At 59.2% G+C, this 16,045-nt stretch carries 16 protein-coding genes; 8 read left to right on the top strand and 8 right to left on the bottom strand.

Translation table 11 applies throughout. The features are described from left to right. Window positions 1-45: 45 nt before the first annotated feature. From chvE to araD1, 4 genes are all read left to right on the top strand, one after another. On the top strand, window positions 46-1,110 hold the full coding sequence (chvE, locus tag ASB65_RS20625) for a sugar ABC transporter substrate-binding protein ChvE (RefSeq protein WP_060725212.1): 1,065 nt from the start codon (window positions 46-48) through the stop codon (window positions 1,108-1,110). A 90-nt stretch (window positions 1,111-1,200) separates the two neighbouring features. After that, the gene (gene gguA, locus ASB65_RS20620) at window positions 1,201-2,739 is read left to right on the top strand and encodes a sugar ABC transporter ATP-binding protein GguA (protein WP_003513716.1); all 1,539 of its coding nucleotides are present in this window, start codon (window positions 1,201-1,203) and stop codon (window positions 2,737-2,739) included. After that, window positions 2,736-3,932, top strand: coding sequence for a sugar ABC transporter permease GguB (gene gguB, locus ASB65_RS20615; protein WP_003513714.1), 1,197 nt, complete (start codon window positions 2,736-2,738; stop codon window positions 3,930-3,932). Before gguA ends, gguB begins: the two co-directional genes overlap by 4 nt. Window positions 3,933-4,047: 115 nt before the next feature. Continuing rightward, the gene (gene araD1 / locus ASB65_RS20610; protein WP_013636674.1) at window positions 4,048-5,043 is read left to right on the top strand and encodes a 2-keto-3-deoxy-L-arabinonate dehydratase AraD1; all 996 of its coding nucleotides are present in this window, start codon (window positions 4,048-4,050) and stop codon (window positions 5,041-5,043) included. Window positions 5,044-5,105: 62 nt separating this feature from the next. Here the strand turns inward: araD1 and ASB65_RS20605 are convergent, their stop codons facing one another. From ASB65_RS20605 to ASB65_RS20575, 7 genes are all read right to left on the bottom strand, one after another. Beyond that, complete coding sequence (locus ASB65_RS20605) at window positions 5,106-5,738, bottom strand: histidine phosphatase family protein (RefSeq protein WP_003513710.1); 633 nt, start codon at window positions 5,736-5,738, stop codon at window positions 5,106-5,108. A 24-nt stretch (window positions 5,739-5,762) separates the two neighbouring features. Continuing rightward, window positions 5,763-6,173: a VOC family protein gene (locus ASB65_RS20600; protein WP_019565146.1), complete on the bottom strand. Its 411-nt coding sequence runs from the start codon at window positions 6,171-6,173 to the stop codon at window positions 5,763-5,765. 40 nt (window positions 6,174-6,213) lie between these two features. Beyond that, window positions 6,214-6,678, bottom strand: a complete 465-nt coding sequence (locus ASB65_RS20595; protein ID WP_060725211.1) for a GNAT family N-acetyltransferase — start codon at window positions 6,676-6,678, stop codon at window positions 6,214-6,216. Window positions 6,679-6,760: 82 nt separating this feature from the next. Further along, complete coding sequence (locus ASB65_RS20590) at window positions 6,761-7,357, bottom strand: class I SAM-dependent methyltransferase (RefSeq protein ID WP_060725210.1); 597 nt, start codon at window positions 7,355-7,357, stop codon at window positions 6,761-6,763. Window positions 7,358-7,361: 4 nt separating this feature from the next. Further along, complete coding sequence (locus ASB65_RS20585; RefSeq protein ID WP_003513702.1) at window positions 7,362-8,177, bottom strand: transglutaminase family protein; 816 nt, start codon at window positions 8,175-8,177, stop codon at window positions 7,362-7,364. A 21-nt stretch (window positions 8,178-8,198) separates the two neighbouring features. After that, window positions 8,199-9,140, bottom strand: a complete 942-nt coding sequence (locus tag ASB65_RS20580; RefSeq protein WP_003513700.1) for an alpha-E domain-containing protein — start codon at window positions 9,138-9,140, stop codon at window positions 8,199-8,201. Window positions 9,141-9,143: 3 nt separating this feature from the next. Then, entirely contained in the window at window positions 9,144-10,553 is a 1,410-nt protein-coding gene (locus ASB65_RS20575) for a circularly permuted type 2 ATP-grasp protein (protein ID WP_003509490.1), read from the bottom strand. Window positions 10,554-10,984: 431 nt separating this feature from the next. On the opposite strand from ASB65_RS20575, the gene ASB65_RS20570 reads away from it, so the two are divergent. The 4 genes from ASB65_RS20570 (at window position 10,985) to ASB65_RS20555 (ending at window position 14,280) form a co-directional block, all read left to right on the top strand. Further along, the gene (locus ASB65_RS20570) at window positions 10,985-11,881 is read left to right on the top strand and encodes a DMT family transporter (RefSeq protein ID WP_060725209.1); all 897 of its coding nucleotides are present in this window, start codon (window positions 10,985-10,987) and stop codon (window positions 11,879-11,881) included. A 78-nt stretch (window positions 11,882-11,959) separates the two neighbouring features. Next, window positions 11,960-12,577 (top strand): L,D-transpeptidase, encoded by a 618-nt coding sequence (locus ASB65_RS20565; protein WP_003509494.1) that lies wholly within the window; start codon window positions 11,960-11,962, stop codon window positions 12,575-12,577. Between the two features lie 241 nt (window positions 12,578-12,818). After that, window positions 12,819-13,208, top strand: coding sequence for a DoxX family protein (locus tag ASB65_RS20560; protein WP_031233598.1), 390 nt, complete (start codon window positions 12,819-12,821; stop codon window positions 13,206-13,208). A gap of 163 nt (window positions 13,209-13,371) precedes the next feature. Beyond that, window positions 13,372-14,280: a DMT family transporter gene (locus ASB65_RS20555; protein WP_060725208.1), complete on the top strand. Its 909-nt coding sequence runs from the start codon at window positions 13,372-13,374 to the stop codon at window positions 14,278-14,280. Between the two features lie 233 nt (window positions 14,281-14,513). Here the strand turns inward: ASB65_RS20555 and ASB65_RS20550 are convergent, their stop codons facing one another. Continuing rightward, entirely contained in the window at window positions 14,514-15,986 is a 1,473-nt protein-coding gene (locus ASB65_RS20550) for a DEAD/DEAH box helicase (protein ID WP_020809411.1), read from the bottom strand. Window positions 15,987-16,045 lie beyond the last annotated feature (59 nt).

The raw sequence follows: 16,045 nt of genomic DNA, 5'->3' as shown, positions 1-16,045 counted from the left end.
ACCGCAACATGCGGGCTCCAGAGAAGGGCTCAAGGGAGAGAGTTAATGAAGTCCATTATTTCGCTGATGGCGGCTTGTGCCATCGGTGCTGCTTCTTTCGCAGTGCCGGCTTTTGCACAGGACAAGGGTTCCGTTGGTATCGCCATGCCGACCAAGTCGTCCGCACGCTGGATCGACGACGGCAACAACATCGTGAAGCAGCTTCAGGAAGCCGGTTACACGACCGACCTGCAATATGCCGATGACGATATTCCGAACCAGCTTTCCCAGATCGAAAACATGGTCACCAAGGGCGTCAAGGTCCTCGTGATCGCATCGATCGACGGCACGACGCTGTCGGACGTCCTGAAGCAGGCTGGCGAGCAGGGCATCAAGGTCATCGCTTATGACCGCCTGATCCGCAACAGCGGCGATGTCAGCTACTACGCAACCTTTGACAACTTCCAGGTTGGCGTTCTGCAGGCGACTTCGATTGTCGACAAGCTTGGCGTGAAGGACGGCAAGGGCCCGTTCAACATCGAGCTGTTCGGCGGCTCTCCTGACGACAACAATGCGTTCTTCTTCTATGACGGCGCAATGTCGGTTCTCCAGCCTTACATCGACAGCGGCAAGCTCGTCGTGAAGTCCGGCCAGACCGGCATGGACAAGGTCGGTACGCTGCGTTGGGATCCGGCAACGGCCCAGGCCCGCATGGACAACCTTCTTTCCGCTTATTACACCGACGCCAAGGTTGACGCTGTTCTGTCGCCTTACGACGGTCTCTCCATCGGCATCATCTCCTCGCTGAAGGGCGTTGGTTATGGCACGAAGGACCAGCCGCTGCCGGTCGTTTCCGGTCAGGACGCTGAAGTTCCGTCGGTCAAGTCGATCATTGCAGGCGAACAGTATTCCACCATCTTCAAGGACACCCGCGAACTCGCCAAGGTGACCGTGAACATGGTCAACGCTGTTCTGCAGGGCAAGGAGCCGGAAGTGAACGACACCAAGACCTATGAAAATGGCGTCAAGGTCGTTCCGTCCTACCTCCTGAAGCCGGTTGCCGTTACCAAGGAGAACTACAAGCAGGTTCTCGTCGATGGCGGTTACTACAAGGAAGACCAGCTGAAATAAGCTGAAGACACATGCGGGGATGACTTGGCGTCATCCCCGTTTTTCCATAAAAATAAAAACGCCGGAATTAATCGGGCGCTGGATTGCGATATGGCCAATACCATTCTCGAAATGCGGAACATCACCAAGACGTTTCCGGGCGTGAAAGCGCTTGAGAACGTCAACCTCAAGGTTAAGGAGGGTGAGATCCACGCACTCGTCGGTGAGAACGGCGCGGGGAAGTCGACCTTGATGAAGGTCCTTTCCGGTGTTTATCCCGCCGGCACCTATGAGGGCGAAATCCACTATGAAGGCGCAGTGCGGAATTTTCGCGCCATCAACGACAGCGAAGATATTGGTATCATCATCATTCACCAGGAGCTTGCGCTTGTGCCGCTCCTGTCGATTGCCGAAAATATTTTCCTTGGCAACGAGGTCGCTTCGGGCGGCGTGATCAACTGGCAGCAGACCTTCAACCGTACCCGCGAACTTCTGAAGAAGGTGGGCCTGAAGGAATCGCCGGAGACGCTGATTACGGATATCGGCGTCGGCAAGCAGCAGCTGGTCGAAATCGCCAAGGCGTTGTCGAAGAGCGTGAAGCTTCTCATCCTTGATGAGCCGACCGCCTCGCTCAACGAGAGCGATTCCGAGGCTCTGCTCAACCTTTTGATCGAGTTCCGCAAGCAGGGCATGACGTCGATCATCATCACCCACAAGCTCAACGAAGTGCGCAAGGTGGCCGACCAGATCACCGTGCTGCGCGACGGCATGACGGTGAAGACGCTCGACTGTCATCAGGAAGAAATCAGCGAGGACGTCATCATCCGCAACATGGTGGGACGCGATCTAGAAGATCGTTATCCGCCGCGCGACGTGCCGATCGGCGAGACCATTCTCGAAGTGAAGAACTGGAACGCCTATCACCAGCAGCACCGCGACCGGAAGGTCCTGCACGACATCAACGTCACCGTGCGCAAGGGCGAAGTCGTCGGCATTGCCGGGCTGATGGGGGCAGGGCGCACGGAATTCGCCATGAGCGTGTTCGGCAAGTCCTACGGTCACAAGATCACCGGCGACGTTCTGATCGACGGCAAGCCCGTGGATGTCAGCACCGTTCGCAAGGCAATCGATGCCGGTCTTGCCTATGTGACCGAAGACCGCAAACATCTCGGTCTGGTGCTCAACGACAACATTCTGCACAACACCACGCTTGCCAATCTGGCCGGCGTGTCGAAGGCCAGCGTCATCGACGACATCAAGGAAATGAAGGTGGCGAGCGATTTCCGCACACGCCTTCGCATCCGCTCTTCGGGCATCTTTCAGGAAACGGTCAATCTTTCGGGCGGCAACCAGCAGAAGGTCGTGCTTTCCAAGTGGCTCTTCTCCAATCCTGATGTCCTGATCCTCGACGAGCCGACACGCGGTATCGACGTTGGCGCGAAATACGAAATCTACACCATCATCAACCAGCTCGCTGCCGACGGCAAAGGCGTTCTGATGATCTCATCGGAAATGCCTGAACTGCTCGGCAATTGCGACCGCATCTACGTCATGAACGAAGGCCGCATCGTCGCTGAATTGCCGAAGGGAGAGGCGAGCCAGGAAAGCATCATGCGCGCTATCATGCGCTCAGGGGAGAAGAACTCATGAGTTCGGCAAACACCACAAACGAAGAAAGCAACGTCATCTCGGTCGGGTCGTATATTCGCTCCAATATCCGCGAATACGGCATGCTGATCGCGCTCGTCGCTATCATGGTTTTCTTCCAGTTCTACACCGGCGGCATTCTGTTCCGGCCCGTTAACCTGACCAACCTCATCCTGCAGAACTCGTTCATCGTCATCATGGCGCTTGGCATGCTGCTGGTCATCGTGGCCGGACATATTGACCTTTCGGTCGGTTCCATCGTCGCCTTCGTCGGCGCGATTGCGGCCATATTGACCGTGCAGTGGGGCATGAACCCGTTTCTCGCGGCGCTGATTTGTCTTGTCATCGGCGGTATCATCGGTGCTGCCCAGGGTTACTGGATCGCCTATCATCGCATCCCGTCGTTCATCGTGACGCTGGCGGGCATGCTTGTGTTCCGCGGCCTCACGCTTTTTGTGCTCGGCGGCAAGAACATCGGCCCGTTCCCGACGGATTTCCAGATCATCAGCACTGGCTTCCTGCCTGATATCGGTGGCATCGAAGGTCTGAACACGACGTCGATGATCCTGACATTGGTGATTACGGTCGTGCTGTTCTATCTGGCGTGGCGCCGTCGCGTGGTGAACGTGAAGCACGGCATCGACGTGGAGCCGTTCGGTTTCTTCATTGTGCAGAACCTGCTCATCTCAGGCGCTATTCTGTTCCTTGGCTACCAGCTGTCCACCTATCGTGGCCTGCCGAACGTCCTGATCGTGATGCTGGTTCTGATTGCGCTTTACAGCTTCGTGACGCGCCGCACGACCATTGGCCGCCGCGTTTACGCCATGGGCGGCAACGAGAAGGCGACCAAGCTTTCCGGTATCAACACCGAACGCCTGAGCTTCCTAACCTTCGTCAACATGGGTGTACTGGCCGGTCTGGCCGGCATGATCATCGCGACACGCCTCAACTCGGCAACGCCGAAGGCAGGCGTTGGCTTCGAGCTTGATGTGATCGCGGCCTGCTTCATCGGCGGTGCTTCGGCCTCCGGCGGCGTTGGCAAGATCACCGGTGCTGTTATCGGTGCCTTCATCATGGGCGTCATGAACAACGGCATGTCGATCGTCGGCCTCGGCATCGACTTCCAGCAGATGGTCAAGGGCCTCGTGCTGCTCGCTGCCGTGTTCTTCGACGTCTACAACAAGAACAAGGGCTGATTGCCCAGCCAATATAGCAAGTCAAAAAAGTGGCCGGTTTCCGGCCACTTTCATAAGGTGAAGGCGCAGCGCGCCGAAGAAGATAAGGCGCGTTGCGCCGCAGGAAGGAAATCCCGTGCTCATTTCACAGATCAAGGATGCCAGTGGCAAAATCACCGTCGCCGTTCGCGAAGAAGGCGGACAGGCGCACGCCGTCAACGGCGCTCAATCGGTTTACGCGCTCGCCATGGAAGCTGCCAATGGTGGCAAGAGCCTTGCCGATGTTGTATCCGCCCATGGTCTCGGCGATGCCGTCGATCTTGAAAAGGCTTACGCTGAAGGTCGCTTTCTGCCGCCGATCACCCATCCCGATCCGGCGCATCTGCATCTGACAGGCACGGGCCTGACCCATCTCGGCTCTGCTGCTACCCGCGACAGCATGCACAAGAAGACCACGGAAGCCGCCGAGGAAAGCCTGACGGATTCCATGAAGATGTTCCGCATGGGTCTGGAAAATGGCAAGCCGAAGGCTGGCGAAAAGGGTGTTCAACCCGAGTGGTTCTACAAGGGCAACGGCTATGTCGCAGCGGCACCCGGTGCTGCTCTCACCTCTCCGTCCTTCGCGCTTGATGGCGGCGAAGAGCCGGAAATGGCCGGCATCTACGTGATCTCCGACAAGGGCGAACCCGTGCGCATCGGCTTTGCCGTGTCGAACGAATTTTCCGATCACGTCACCGAGCGGATCAACTATCTCTACCTCGCCCATTCGAAGTTGCGCCCGGCAAGCTTCGGCCCGGAAATCCGCGTCGGCGTTGCACCGTCGGATATTCGCGGCACCTCGCGCATCCGTCGTGGCGACAAGGTCATTTTCGAAAAGCCGTTTGTTTCGGGTGAGGACAACATGTCCCACACCTTCGCGAACCTCGAATATCACCACTTCAAATACGGCCTGTTCCGCGCACCTGGTGACGTCCATGTGCACATGTTCGGCACCGCGACGCTCTCTTTTGCGGAGGGCATCAAGCCGGAAGCGGGTGACGTGTTCGAGATCGAGGCCGCTGGTTTCGGCCTGCCGCTGAGGAACCCGCTTGCGGTTAATGCGGAAGAAGAAATCACGGTTCGGCAGATCTGATCTACCGGGGCTGCACGTTAAACGGTTGAGGGAGGGGGTCGCTCAGCGTCCCCCTCTCGACGTCATCCCCGGCTTGTCTTCAGGTGGGACACATCCGCCAAAGCGATAACGCCGCGGTTTTGCCAGTAATCGTCTTGTCTTAGGTGCGTAATGCTGCCGGAAGACGCGGGAAAGCTGACATAACCGACGCTGTCGATCGGCATTTTGATCCATGCCGCGATGACGAAGGTAAGAGCGAAGCCATGGGTAACGATGATCTGCGTGGGGCAAGGACGCGATATAATCGTGTCCACGGCGCGGTACACTCTTTCGGCCAACTCTCGTCTCGTTTCGCCATCAGCAATTCCGCCACGATGATCCATCCGGTCGTGATGGGGGGCCGGTATCTGACGGGCGTCGAGCCATTCCTGCGGCATACCACCCGCCGAACCGTAGCTGATTTCCCGCAGGCCATCCGTGGTTTCAAAAGGGGACTTGAGGTGTTCAGCAATGATTGCCGCAGTCTGGGAGGCCCGCAGAAGATCGGAACTGAAGATTTCGACTGATGCGTTGCCGATCAAGGCCACAAGTTTCTCGGCCGTCGCCTGCGCATCGGCTTTTCCCTTGGGTGTCAGTTCGGTATCATACCAGCCACCAACCTTGTTCTCGACATGATGGACGGACTGGGTGTGCGTGACGACAAAAATGTTCTTCATAGTGTTCTTCCGGGTATCTGGGGCTTACTCGAACCCCCACAGCCTGCCTTCGCCCACCTCCACGGAATTGCCGGCCGGGTCGCGGATGTAGACGGAATAGCTGTCATTCGGCCAGCGGTGATAGTGTTCGATGGGAATTCCAAGCTCCTCGAAGCGGGCTTTCCAGTCGTCCACTTCCGACTTGTCTTTCGCATAAAAACAGAAATGGCCTTGTCCGGTGGCGCCGTGGCGCGGGATCGGATTGTCGGGGGTGGCCGTGCGCGATTGTTGCGGATCGAAGACCAGCAGCATCTGCCGGCCACATTTGAAGAACACGAACTGGCCCGGCAGCCTGCGCACCACCTCCAGCCCGAAGACATCGCGATAAAAGGCCTCGGCGGCGTCGAGATCGTTGGCGTAGATCGCCGTTTCCATAAGGGCGGCTGGCGGTTTCATGGTTCCTCCCCGATGTCTGGCAACGGATATAGCGGACAGTCTATGTTTTCGTGCTGTAGGTCAGCACCGTCAGGTCGTGCTTGCCAACACCACGTTCCAGAACGGTCCAGCCGCAGTTCGTATAATAGGTTTCGAGACGGCGCCGGCAGCACAGGTAGCTGGTGTCGTGACCAAGTTCGGCGGCCCGTTGTGTTGCGGCCTGCATCAGCGCCCGGGCGACACCTGAGCGTCTGCTGTTTTCCTCCACCCAGAGTGCGGCAACCCATGGCAGATATTGTGGCCGCTCCTCCAGATCGCAATGGATAAGAAAGGCGGAGCCGACGTAACCCTTGTCGTCATGGGCGACGAAGCCGGTCGGCAGGGCATGGGGGGTCACCATGTCCTTCAGATGTTCAGCCACATCGCCGACCTGGAGGCCACTATCCTGCCACCATGCCGTCCAGACCCGTTCCGCAATGATGGGTCCATGGGACTGGCAGTCGCGATAGTCGGAAATACTGTACAAAAAGCCCTCTCCCTGATCGGTTGCTGCGGCGATTTAACCGGTCACGGCGGGCTTTCGCAACCCACAGGTTGTTGAAAGCGGATCAGGGTTTCGTTGCCGTCACATGCAGCCAGTCGGTTGGCAGCTTGTCGTAACCGCTGCCGTGCCGTGCTTCTATTTCCACCCCTGCCCAGGCGAAATGCCCGTACAGGTCCTCAAGCCAGGTTTTCGAAGGATAGTTGTAATAGCGGCCGAACGTGTCGCGGCCTTCCGCTTCTCCGGCCTTGAAGCTGGCGTAGAAAACGCCGCCCTGTTTCAGCGCCGTATGGATGCGGCGGATGATGCCGGAAAGAGCGGGGCGGGGGACATGCAACAGGCAGGCATTGGCCCACACGCCGTCATAAGTCTCCACGTCGCCGATATCTTCGAACAGCAATGTTGCAACGGGAATGCCGAGCCGCGTTTCGGCCGCCTTGGCGATTTCGGGTGTGCCGTCCGTCGGGCGCACGTCGAAGCCTGCAGCGAGCATGAATTCACTGTCCTGCCCGCCACCGCACCCCAGTTCGAGGATGGTCGCGCCTTTGGGCAGGCGCGACAGGAATTTTTCCAAATGGGGAAGGTCCGCCGTCTGCCCTCTCGACGTATAGGATCCGGCATTATCCGTATAAAAGCCGATCGTTTCGTCGTCTCTGCCGGCCATTGTCTCAGCTTTGCGATTGGCTCTGCGATTGCTGCACGGTCACCGAAACGTTCAGCGTTTCGCCGGCCGGGCCGATCCGCATGCCCGATATCGGCGCGCAGTCGCGGTAGCAGAGGCCAAGGGCAATGCGCACGTAGCGATCGTCAGGGCAGATATTGTTGGCGGCGTCAAAGCCAACCCAGCCGAGCCCCTGCAGATGCACCTCGGCCCAGGCATGGGTTGCCGTCTGCTCCGCCACGTCTTCCATCATCAGATAACCGGAAACATAGCGGGCGGGCAGGCCCATCAGCCGGGCGGCGGAAATGAGGATATGGGCATGGTCCTGGCAAACGCCCTTGCCGGCTTCGAGTGCCAGTTCGGCGGTGGTTTCGGTGTCGGTCGAACCCGGCACATATTCCACCTTGCTGTTGATCTTCTCCATCAGGTCGTGCAGGCGCTCGAGCTCGCTGTTGCCGGTGCTGGCCTTCGCCAGTTCGCGCACGAGTTTGCCGGGCTTCGTCAGCGGCGTCTCGCGCAGGAAGAGCCATAGCGGCGCACTGCCGGTGTGGGGCCCGACCATGCCGGCCCTGTCTTCGGTTATGACGAGGCCACCAGCCACGACCTTGACCCTGCGTTGCGGGCCTTCGGTCTCGACCAATGCGACACGGTTGCCGAAATGGTCGTCATAGCTCACTTCGACGGTGGCGCCGTCGACCGATACATCCCAGTCCTCCACCGTCTGGCACGGGCCGGTCTGTGGCGTCAGGCGCAGCCGCTGCAATGCATAGGGCATCGGCTCGTCATAGACATATTCGGTCGTATGGGTGATTTTCAGACGCATAAGCTGTCCCCGTCCACGCGCTTACAGATAAAAGCGGTAGCCTTCCATGATTTCCTGCCCCAGCTGCCCGTTCCGGTTGACAAATCTCTCCAGAAACTCGTGCAGGCCTTCATCCATGACGCGATCGATCGTCGTCTTGCGCAGACTGTCGCGAATGCTTTCCGCCGTTTCATGCGCCTTGTGCTTTTCACCGTAATCCTCAGCTATGTAATTGAGGTTGCTGGTGATCTTCTCATAGCAATAGGCGAGCGAGCGCGGCATGCGGCCGTTGAGAATGAGGAAGTCGGCAATGTTGGCGGGCTTGTATTCCGCATCATAGACCCAGCCATAGGAGCGGTGCGCCGAGACCGAGCGCAGGATCGATTCCCATTGGGCATTGTCCAGCGAGGAGCCAACATGCGCCACGGCCGGCAGCAGCACGTAATATTTTACGTCGAGAATGCGGGCGGTGTTGTCGGCGCGCTCGATGAAGGTGCCGATGCGGGAGAAATTATAGAGATCGTTGCGCAGCATCGAGCCGTGGAAGGCGCCGCGCACCAGACCGGCGCGATGCTTGATGACATCGATGGTCTGCGGCAGTTCGGCATGGCTGAGCTTGCGGCCGAGGATGTTCTTCAACTCGATCCAGAATTCGTTGGTGGCTTCCCATGTCTCGCGCGTCAGCGCGGTGCGCACCATGCGGGCATTGTTGCGGCCTGCCTCGATGCAGGACATGACGCTCGAAGGGTTTGCCTTGTCCCGCAGGAGATAATCGATCGCATTGGCCGCCGTCACCTTCTCGCGCGTTTCGAGAAAGGCTTCGTGCACGCCGGCACTCTGCAACACGCCGTCCCAGTCCTCATCGCCGCTGCCGCTGCGCGTCAGGGAAACGCGCAGGCCCGCATCGATAAGCCGGGCGATATTTTCAGCGCGCTCAATATACCGGAACATCCAGTAGAGCCCGTTTGCCGTTCTGCCCAGCATGGCTTAGTCCTCCAGTACCCATGTATCCTTGGTGCCGCCGCCCTGGCTGGAATTGACCACCAGGGAGCCCTGCTTGAGGGCAACACGAGTCAGTCCGCCGGGAATGATCTGCACCTTGTCCGAGACAAGCACATAGGGACGCAGATCGACATGGCGCGGCGCAATGCCGTTTTTCACCATGATCGGCACGGTGGACAGCGACAGCGTCGGCTGCGCAATATAGTTGGAGGGGCGGGCCCTCAGTTTTTCTGCAAACAAAGCGCGCTCGCGTTTCGTCGCGGTTGGGCCAACCAGCATGCCGTAACCGCCCGAACCGTGGACTTCCTTGACAACGAGATCGGCGAGGTTGTCGAGTACGTATTTCAGGCTGTCCGGCTCCGAACAGCGCCAGGTCGGCACGTTTTCGAGAAGCGGCTTGCGGCCGGTATAGAACTCGACGATCTCGGGCATGTAGGAATAGATAGCCTTGTCATCGGAAATGCCGGTGCCGGGCGCATTGGCAATGGTGATGTTGCCGGCGCGATAGACATCCATGATGCCGGGCACGCCGAGCGCCGAATCCGGCCGGAAGGTCAGCGGATCGAGGAAATCATCATCGACGCGGCGGTAGAGCACGTCGATCGCTTCGTAGCCGCGCGTGGTGCGCATCTTGACCTTGCCGTCCATGACGCGCAGGTCGGAGCCTTCCACCAGTTCCACGCCCATCATGTCAGCGAGGAAGGAGTGCTCGTAATAGGCGGAATTATAGATGCCGGGCGTCAGCACCGCGACGCGCGGCTTGCCGGAACAGCCGGGCGGTGCGAGCGAAGCGAGCGACTGGCGCAGTAGATAGGGGTAATCCTCCACCCGGCGCACGCGGTTTTCGTGGAAGAGTTCCGGGAACATCTGCATCATCGTCTCGCGGTTTTCCAGCATGTAGCTGACACCTGAGGGGGTGCGGGCATTGTCTTCCAGAACGTAGAACTGGTCTTCGCCGGTGCGGACAATGTCAGTGCCGACAATATGGGTATAAACGCCGCCGGGCGGAGTGAAGCCGATCATTTCCGGCAGGAAGGCTTCGTTTTTCTCGATGATTTCGCGGGGAATGCGCCCGGCGCGGATGATTTCCTGCTTGTGGTAGATATCGTCGAGGAAAGCATTGAGGGCGAGAACGCGCTGTTCGATGCCCTGGGCCAGTTTGCGCCACTCGCGGCCGGAGATGATGCGCGGGATGATATCGAAGGGGATCAGTTTTTCTGAACTATCGGCATGGCCATAGACTGCGAAAGTAATACCGGTTTTCCGAAAGATGTTTTCCGCGTCTTTTGATTTCTGGATCAGGTGAGCCCTGTCCTGTCGGCTGTACCACTCGTTATAGTTTTCATATGGGCTTCGCGGCGTGTCGTCCGCATTTATCATTTCGTCAAATGCCAACTTCGATGTCCCCTTTTTTTGCCATATGAATACAACGCCAAATGCAATGCAAGAACTATGCAGGCCTCCCCGAGAAGATTTTTTACCGCCCTAGAGTTTTAAAAAAGAAGCGTTTTTTCGGTTTCAGCCTATAAATGCGGCATCGGCAAATTGGTTGCGCGGTGACGAGGGGTGTAATGGGGTGGTGTCGCTGTGTGCGCCGTGGGCGAATGCATAAATTTTGTTCGTTCGCTTTCGGTTGATGAATATCCGGCGTCGCATCAGAAAATCTGAAAGATGCGATCACGAAAACGCCTTTGACCTTGGGTCGGGATGCGGATACCGCCATGCTGATACCCGGTTCGATCATTCGCCGGTTTGCGTGAAGCCGCAGAAATATCAATTCGCCGCCTGTCCCGGTTACGGCATCATGCGGCACAGTGGATGTTCCCATGTCACTCGACCGTCTGGCTCCGGCCATCTTCGTCTTTCTCTGGTCGACCGGCTGGGTCACCGCCAAATATGCGGTCTATTATACCGGGCCGCTGACCTTTCTCTGTCTGCGCTATCTTCTGGCGGGAGCGCTGCTGTGGGCGATCTGCCGCTTTTCCTCCATCCAGTGGCCGCAGCGGCGCGTCGACCTTTTCCGGGCGATCCTGTCCGGCGTCTTCCTGCACGGTCTTTATCTTGGCATGATCTGGTGGGCGATCGGGCAGGGCGTGCCGGCGGCGATCGGCGGCATCATCGCCGGTCTGCAGCCGCTGATGACGGCGGTGGCTGCCCGCTACATGATCGGCGAGAAAATCTCGCCCTTGCAGCGCGCGGGCCTATTGCTTGGATTTGTGGGCATCGCCATTGCCGTGCTGCCGAAGGTCATGGCGACGGGCGCATTTGGCCTCTCCGTGCCGCTTTACGCCGTGGCGGTGAATGTGCTGGGCATGACGTCGGTTACCTATGGCACCCTCTACCAGAAGAAATATGTCCATGGCGGAAACATCATGGCGGTGGCAACGCTGCAATATGTCGGTGCGCTGCTGGTGACGGTTCCCTTCGCGCTTTTGCTGGAGGATGGACATGTGGACTGGAGCCTCGGCCTTGCTGCCACGCTCGCCTGGTCCGTGGGTGCGATCTCCATTGGCGCCGTAGCGCTGCTTCTTTATCTGATCCGGCGCGGGCAGGTCTCGCGGGCCGCTTCGCTGATCTATCTCGTGCCGCCGTTTGCGGCCGTGGAAGCTGCGCTGCTTTTCGGCGAAACACTGACGCCAGCCATGATTGCCGGCACTGTTTTGGCGGTGACGGGGGTCTATCTCGCCAACCGCAAACCTGCCGCAACGGTTGTTGTACGTTAATTACTACAACCGCATATTAGGGGTTTGTTAACCATAAAATTATACCTCTCGTTAATCCAAAGATTTGGCGGGGGTTACATGTCTATTTCACGTCGTGGTGTTCTGTTCGGATTGCCGCTGTTTCTGGCCGGCTGCGCCAATACGGGTATTGGCCAGCAAAGGCTGAATTATGGGGCAAAGCCGGAAGAGAAATTCCCGCTTCCCGCCATGCATCTCGATAAGGTCAAGCCGGAGCTCCGCCGGCAGGAAGTCACTTACGACACCAGACACCCGGCCGGAACGGTTGTGGTGGATACGCCGGCGCGGCGGCTCTATTACGTTCTGGGCGATGGTCGCGCCATGCGCTACGGCGTCGGTGTCGGTCGTCAGGGCCTTGCGCTGAAGGGCGATGCCTATATCGGCCGCAAGGCGGAATGGCCGTCCTGGACGCCGACCGCCAATATGATGCGCCGTGATCCGCGCAATCTGAAATTTGCAGCCGGCATGCCCGGTGGCCCCAGCAATCCGCTCGGCGCGCGCGCGCTGTACCTCTATCGCGGCGGCAACGACACCATGTTCCGTCTGCATGGCACCAACCAGCCGCAATCCATCGGCCACGCCATGTCGAGCGGCTGCATCCGCATGCTGAACCACGATATCATCGATCTCTACAGCCGCGTGCCGGTGGGTTCGAAGGTCGTCGTCTTGCAGGCGTGACGTAAAGGCGGATTTTTCCGCCTTTTCCACGCAAGAAAATGCCTGTACCCTTGAGTTGATTTTTTCGGCGGAAGGCCAATTTTATGCTGGAAAATCAACCATGTGTAGAATGCCTCCCTTTAGGTATTTAAGGGAGTTCTGCTATATCGGAAACGTGATTTCCGGTGTTCGAGACGTGTATCCATAAAGGCTTAAATGCGCTGTATCGAGCGCGGCATCACTTCAACGGGGACACATGACCATGGCAACTTTCGACTCTCTCTCCCGCTATCGCCCGCAGGCACTCGGGGCGCTGCGCATCATGACGGCGCTGCTTTTCATTGCGCATGGAACGCAGAAGCTGTTCGGTTTTCCGGCATCGCAGATGGATGGCTCCCTGCCGACGATGCTGCTGGTGGCGGCGCTTCTGGAACTCATCGGCGGCATTCTCGTGCTGATCGGCCTGTTCACGCGCCCGGTCGCCTTCATCCTGTCCGGCCAGATGGCGGTCGCCTATTTTATGGCGCACGCGCCCAGCAACTTCTTCCCGGCCCTGAACGGTGGTGATGCCGCCATCCTGTTCTGCTTCATCTTCCTCTATCTGTTCGTTGCCGGTCCGGGCGCCTTCTCGGTGGATGAGCGCCGGGCCTGATCTGCCCGAACTGTCATCGATCTCTTTTGCCGAAGCTCCGCATGGTCACGCCATGCGGAGCTTCTTTTTTTGAAAAGGATTGAAACTTCGGCCGCGGCCGAAGCATCGAAGCTTGTTTTCGGGTTAGAACGCGCCATCCTGAACGCAGTAGGAAAATTGATCCGTGACCCCTCAGAACACCATCACCCGCGAATTGCTGCTTCTCGCCCTGCTGTCCACGCTGTGGGCCGCATCCTACACTTTCATCAAGATCGGGGTGGAGACGATACCGCCCATCACCTTCATCGCATTGCGCACGCTGATTGCCGGTCTGCTGCTCTACGTGGTGATCCGGTTGCGCGGGCTGCGCCTGCCCACGGATTTTGCGACGTGGCGGCTGTTCTTCATTCAGGCCTGTATCAACAGCGTTCTGCCCTTCACGCTGATTGCCTGGGCGGAGCAGAGCATCGATGCCGGTCTCGCCGTCATTCTCAATGCGACGACGCCGATCTTCACCTTTCTTCTCACGGCGCTCGTCATCCGGCACGAGCCGGTCAGCGGGCGCAAGCTGTTTGGCACCATTGCCGGCATGACGGGCGTGTGCCTCATCATCGGCGTCGAAGCCTTAAGCGGTGCGGGGGAGGCGATATGGAGCCAGCTCGCCGTGCTGACGGCAGCTTTTTCCTATGCCTGTGCGGCCATTTTCAGTAAAAATTTCAAAGGGCTTGATCCGGTCATGCCGGCCGCCGGTTCACTCATCTGCGGTGCTGTCCTGCTATTGCCCGTGAGCGTGATCGTTGACCGACCCTGGACGTTGTTGCCTTCGGCGGCGTCACTGACCGCACTGGTGTGCCTCAGCGTCTTTTCGACCGCGCTCGCCTTCATGATCTATTTCCGGCTGATGCAGACGCTTGGTTCGGTCGGCACCACCTCGCAGGCCTATCTCAGGGTGCCGGTCGGCGTCGCCATCGGCATGGCGTTTCTGGGGGAAATGCCGACGCTTGCCATGTGGGTCGGTCTTGTCTGCGTCATTGCCGGTGTGCTGGCCATGACCCTGCCGTCAAGGCGTCGTCCGGTCGCGCAGGGCGGGTGAGGGCAAAGAAAAGCCCCGCTGGCCGGCTGTGGCTGCGGGGCTTGATTATTGGCGAGTGCGTGCCGCTTGTTTCTTCTCCCCGCCGGGGAGAAGGTCGCGGCAGCGGGATGAGGGGGCAAGGGTGGTGAGATACGGCAACGTTACCCCCTCATCCGACCCTTCGGTCCACCTTCTCCCCGCCAGGGAGAAGGACGCCCGGCAATGCCGCGCGTCCTCAATCCACTCCGTGCAACTTAGCGGTTGCGGCCGCGATTGCCGTTGCCGGAAGCGCGCTTTTCCTGGCCGTTGCCGCCGGCAGGGGCGTGGCGGTTGGCGCCGCTGCCGCCGGGCTTGCGGGCCGGGCGGCGTTGTTTGCGCGGGCCGGCCGGGCGGCCTGCATCGCCTTCCGCCGTCTTGACGCGCTTGAAGTCGGAGGTGACTTCCAGATCGTTGTCGGCATCGCGCGGTGCATGGTGGCGGGACGGGCGGGACTCGCCATTGTGACGTCCGCCTTCACGCGGGCCGCGCTGCTGGCCACCATTGTTGTTGCGGCCGCCGCGGTTGTTGTTGGGGCGCGTCGGGCTGGCGAGACCGGCCGGACGTTCGCCGGATGCGACCGGAATATCGATCTTCATCAGCTTTTCGATGTCATGCAGCAGACGGGTTTCGTCCGGTGCGCAAAATGCGATGGCGATGCCGTCGCGGCCGGCGCGGGCGGTACGGCCGATGCGGTGGACATAGGCGTCAGGCACTTCCGGCAGGTCATAGTTGAAGACATGCGTTACGGCCGGAATGTCGATGCCGCGGGCAGCGACGTCGGTTGCGACCAGTACCTTGATCTCACCATCCTTGAAGCCCTTCAGTGCCCGCTCGCGCTGGCCCTGGCTCTTGTTGCCGTGGATGGAGGCGACCTTGAAGCCGATATGTTCGAGATGCTTGTAGAGCTTCTCGGCGCCGTGCTTGGTGCGCAGGAACACGATGGCGCGGCCATCAGGGTTCTCGTTGAGCGACTTCTTCAGGAGATCGGTCTTGTCGTTCTTGCCGGCCACGAAATGCACGTACTGCTCGACCTTGTCGGCAGCCTTGCCCGGAGGCGTCACTTCGACCTTGACCGGATCGGTCAGGTAGTTATGCGACAGATCGGCGATCGCCTTCGGCATGGTGGCCGAGAACAGAAGCGTCTGGCGCTTGGCCGGGACCATCTTGGAAATCTTGCGGAGGTCGTGGATGAAGCCGAGATCGAGCATCTGGTCCGCTTCATCAAGCACCAGATAGGTGACCTTGGAGAGCGAGATGGCGTTGCGGGCGATGAGATCAAGCAGGCGGCCGGGGGTCGCCACCAGAATATCCGTGCCCTTTTCGAGCTGGAGCTGCTGCTTGTTGATCGATGCGCCGCCGACCACCTGGTTGATGCGCAGCGGCGTCTTCTTCACGAAGGAGCGCAGGTTTTCACCGATCTGGTTCACCAGCTCGCGCGTCGGGGCGAGGATAAGGGTGCGGCAGGTGCGATTTGCCGGGCGGTCCGCCTGCTTCATCAGCATTTCGATGATGGGCAGGCCGAAAGCGGCGGTCTTGCCGGTGCCGGTCTGTGCGAGGCCGATCAGGTCGCGGCCTTCGAGCAGCAGCGGAATGGCCTTTGCCTGAATGGGAGTAGGGGTCGTATAGCCAAGCTGGGTAACGCTGGCCACGATCTTTTCGGAGAGGCCGAGTTCGCTAAAACTGGTCAATATAATGCCTTTCGGGGCGCCAAAACAAACTCATCCGGAGCAGGGCTGCTGTCCGGTGG

Origin of the sequence: Agrobacterium tumefaciens str. B6 (genome assembly GCF_001541315.1) — a bacterium.
Taxonomy (GTDB): domain Bacteria; phylum Pseudomonadota; class Alphaproteobacteria; order Rhizobiales; family Rhizobiaceae; genus Agrobacterium; species Agrobacterium radiobacter.
The sequence above is the reverse complement of the archived record's forward strand: the minus strand, read 5'-3'. Positions and strand labels throughout refer to the sequence as shown.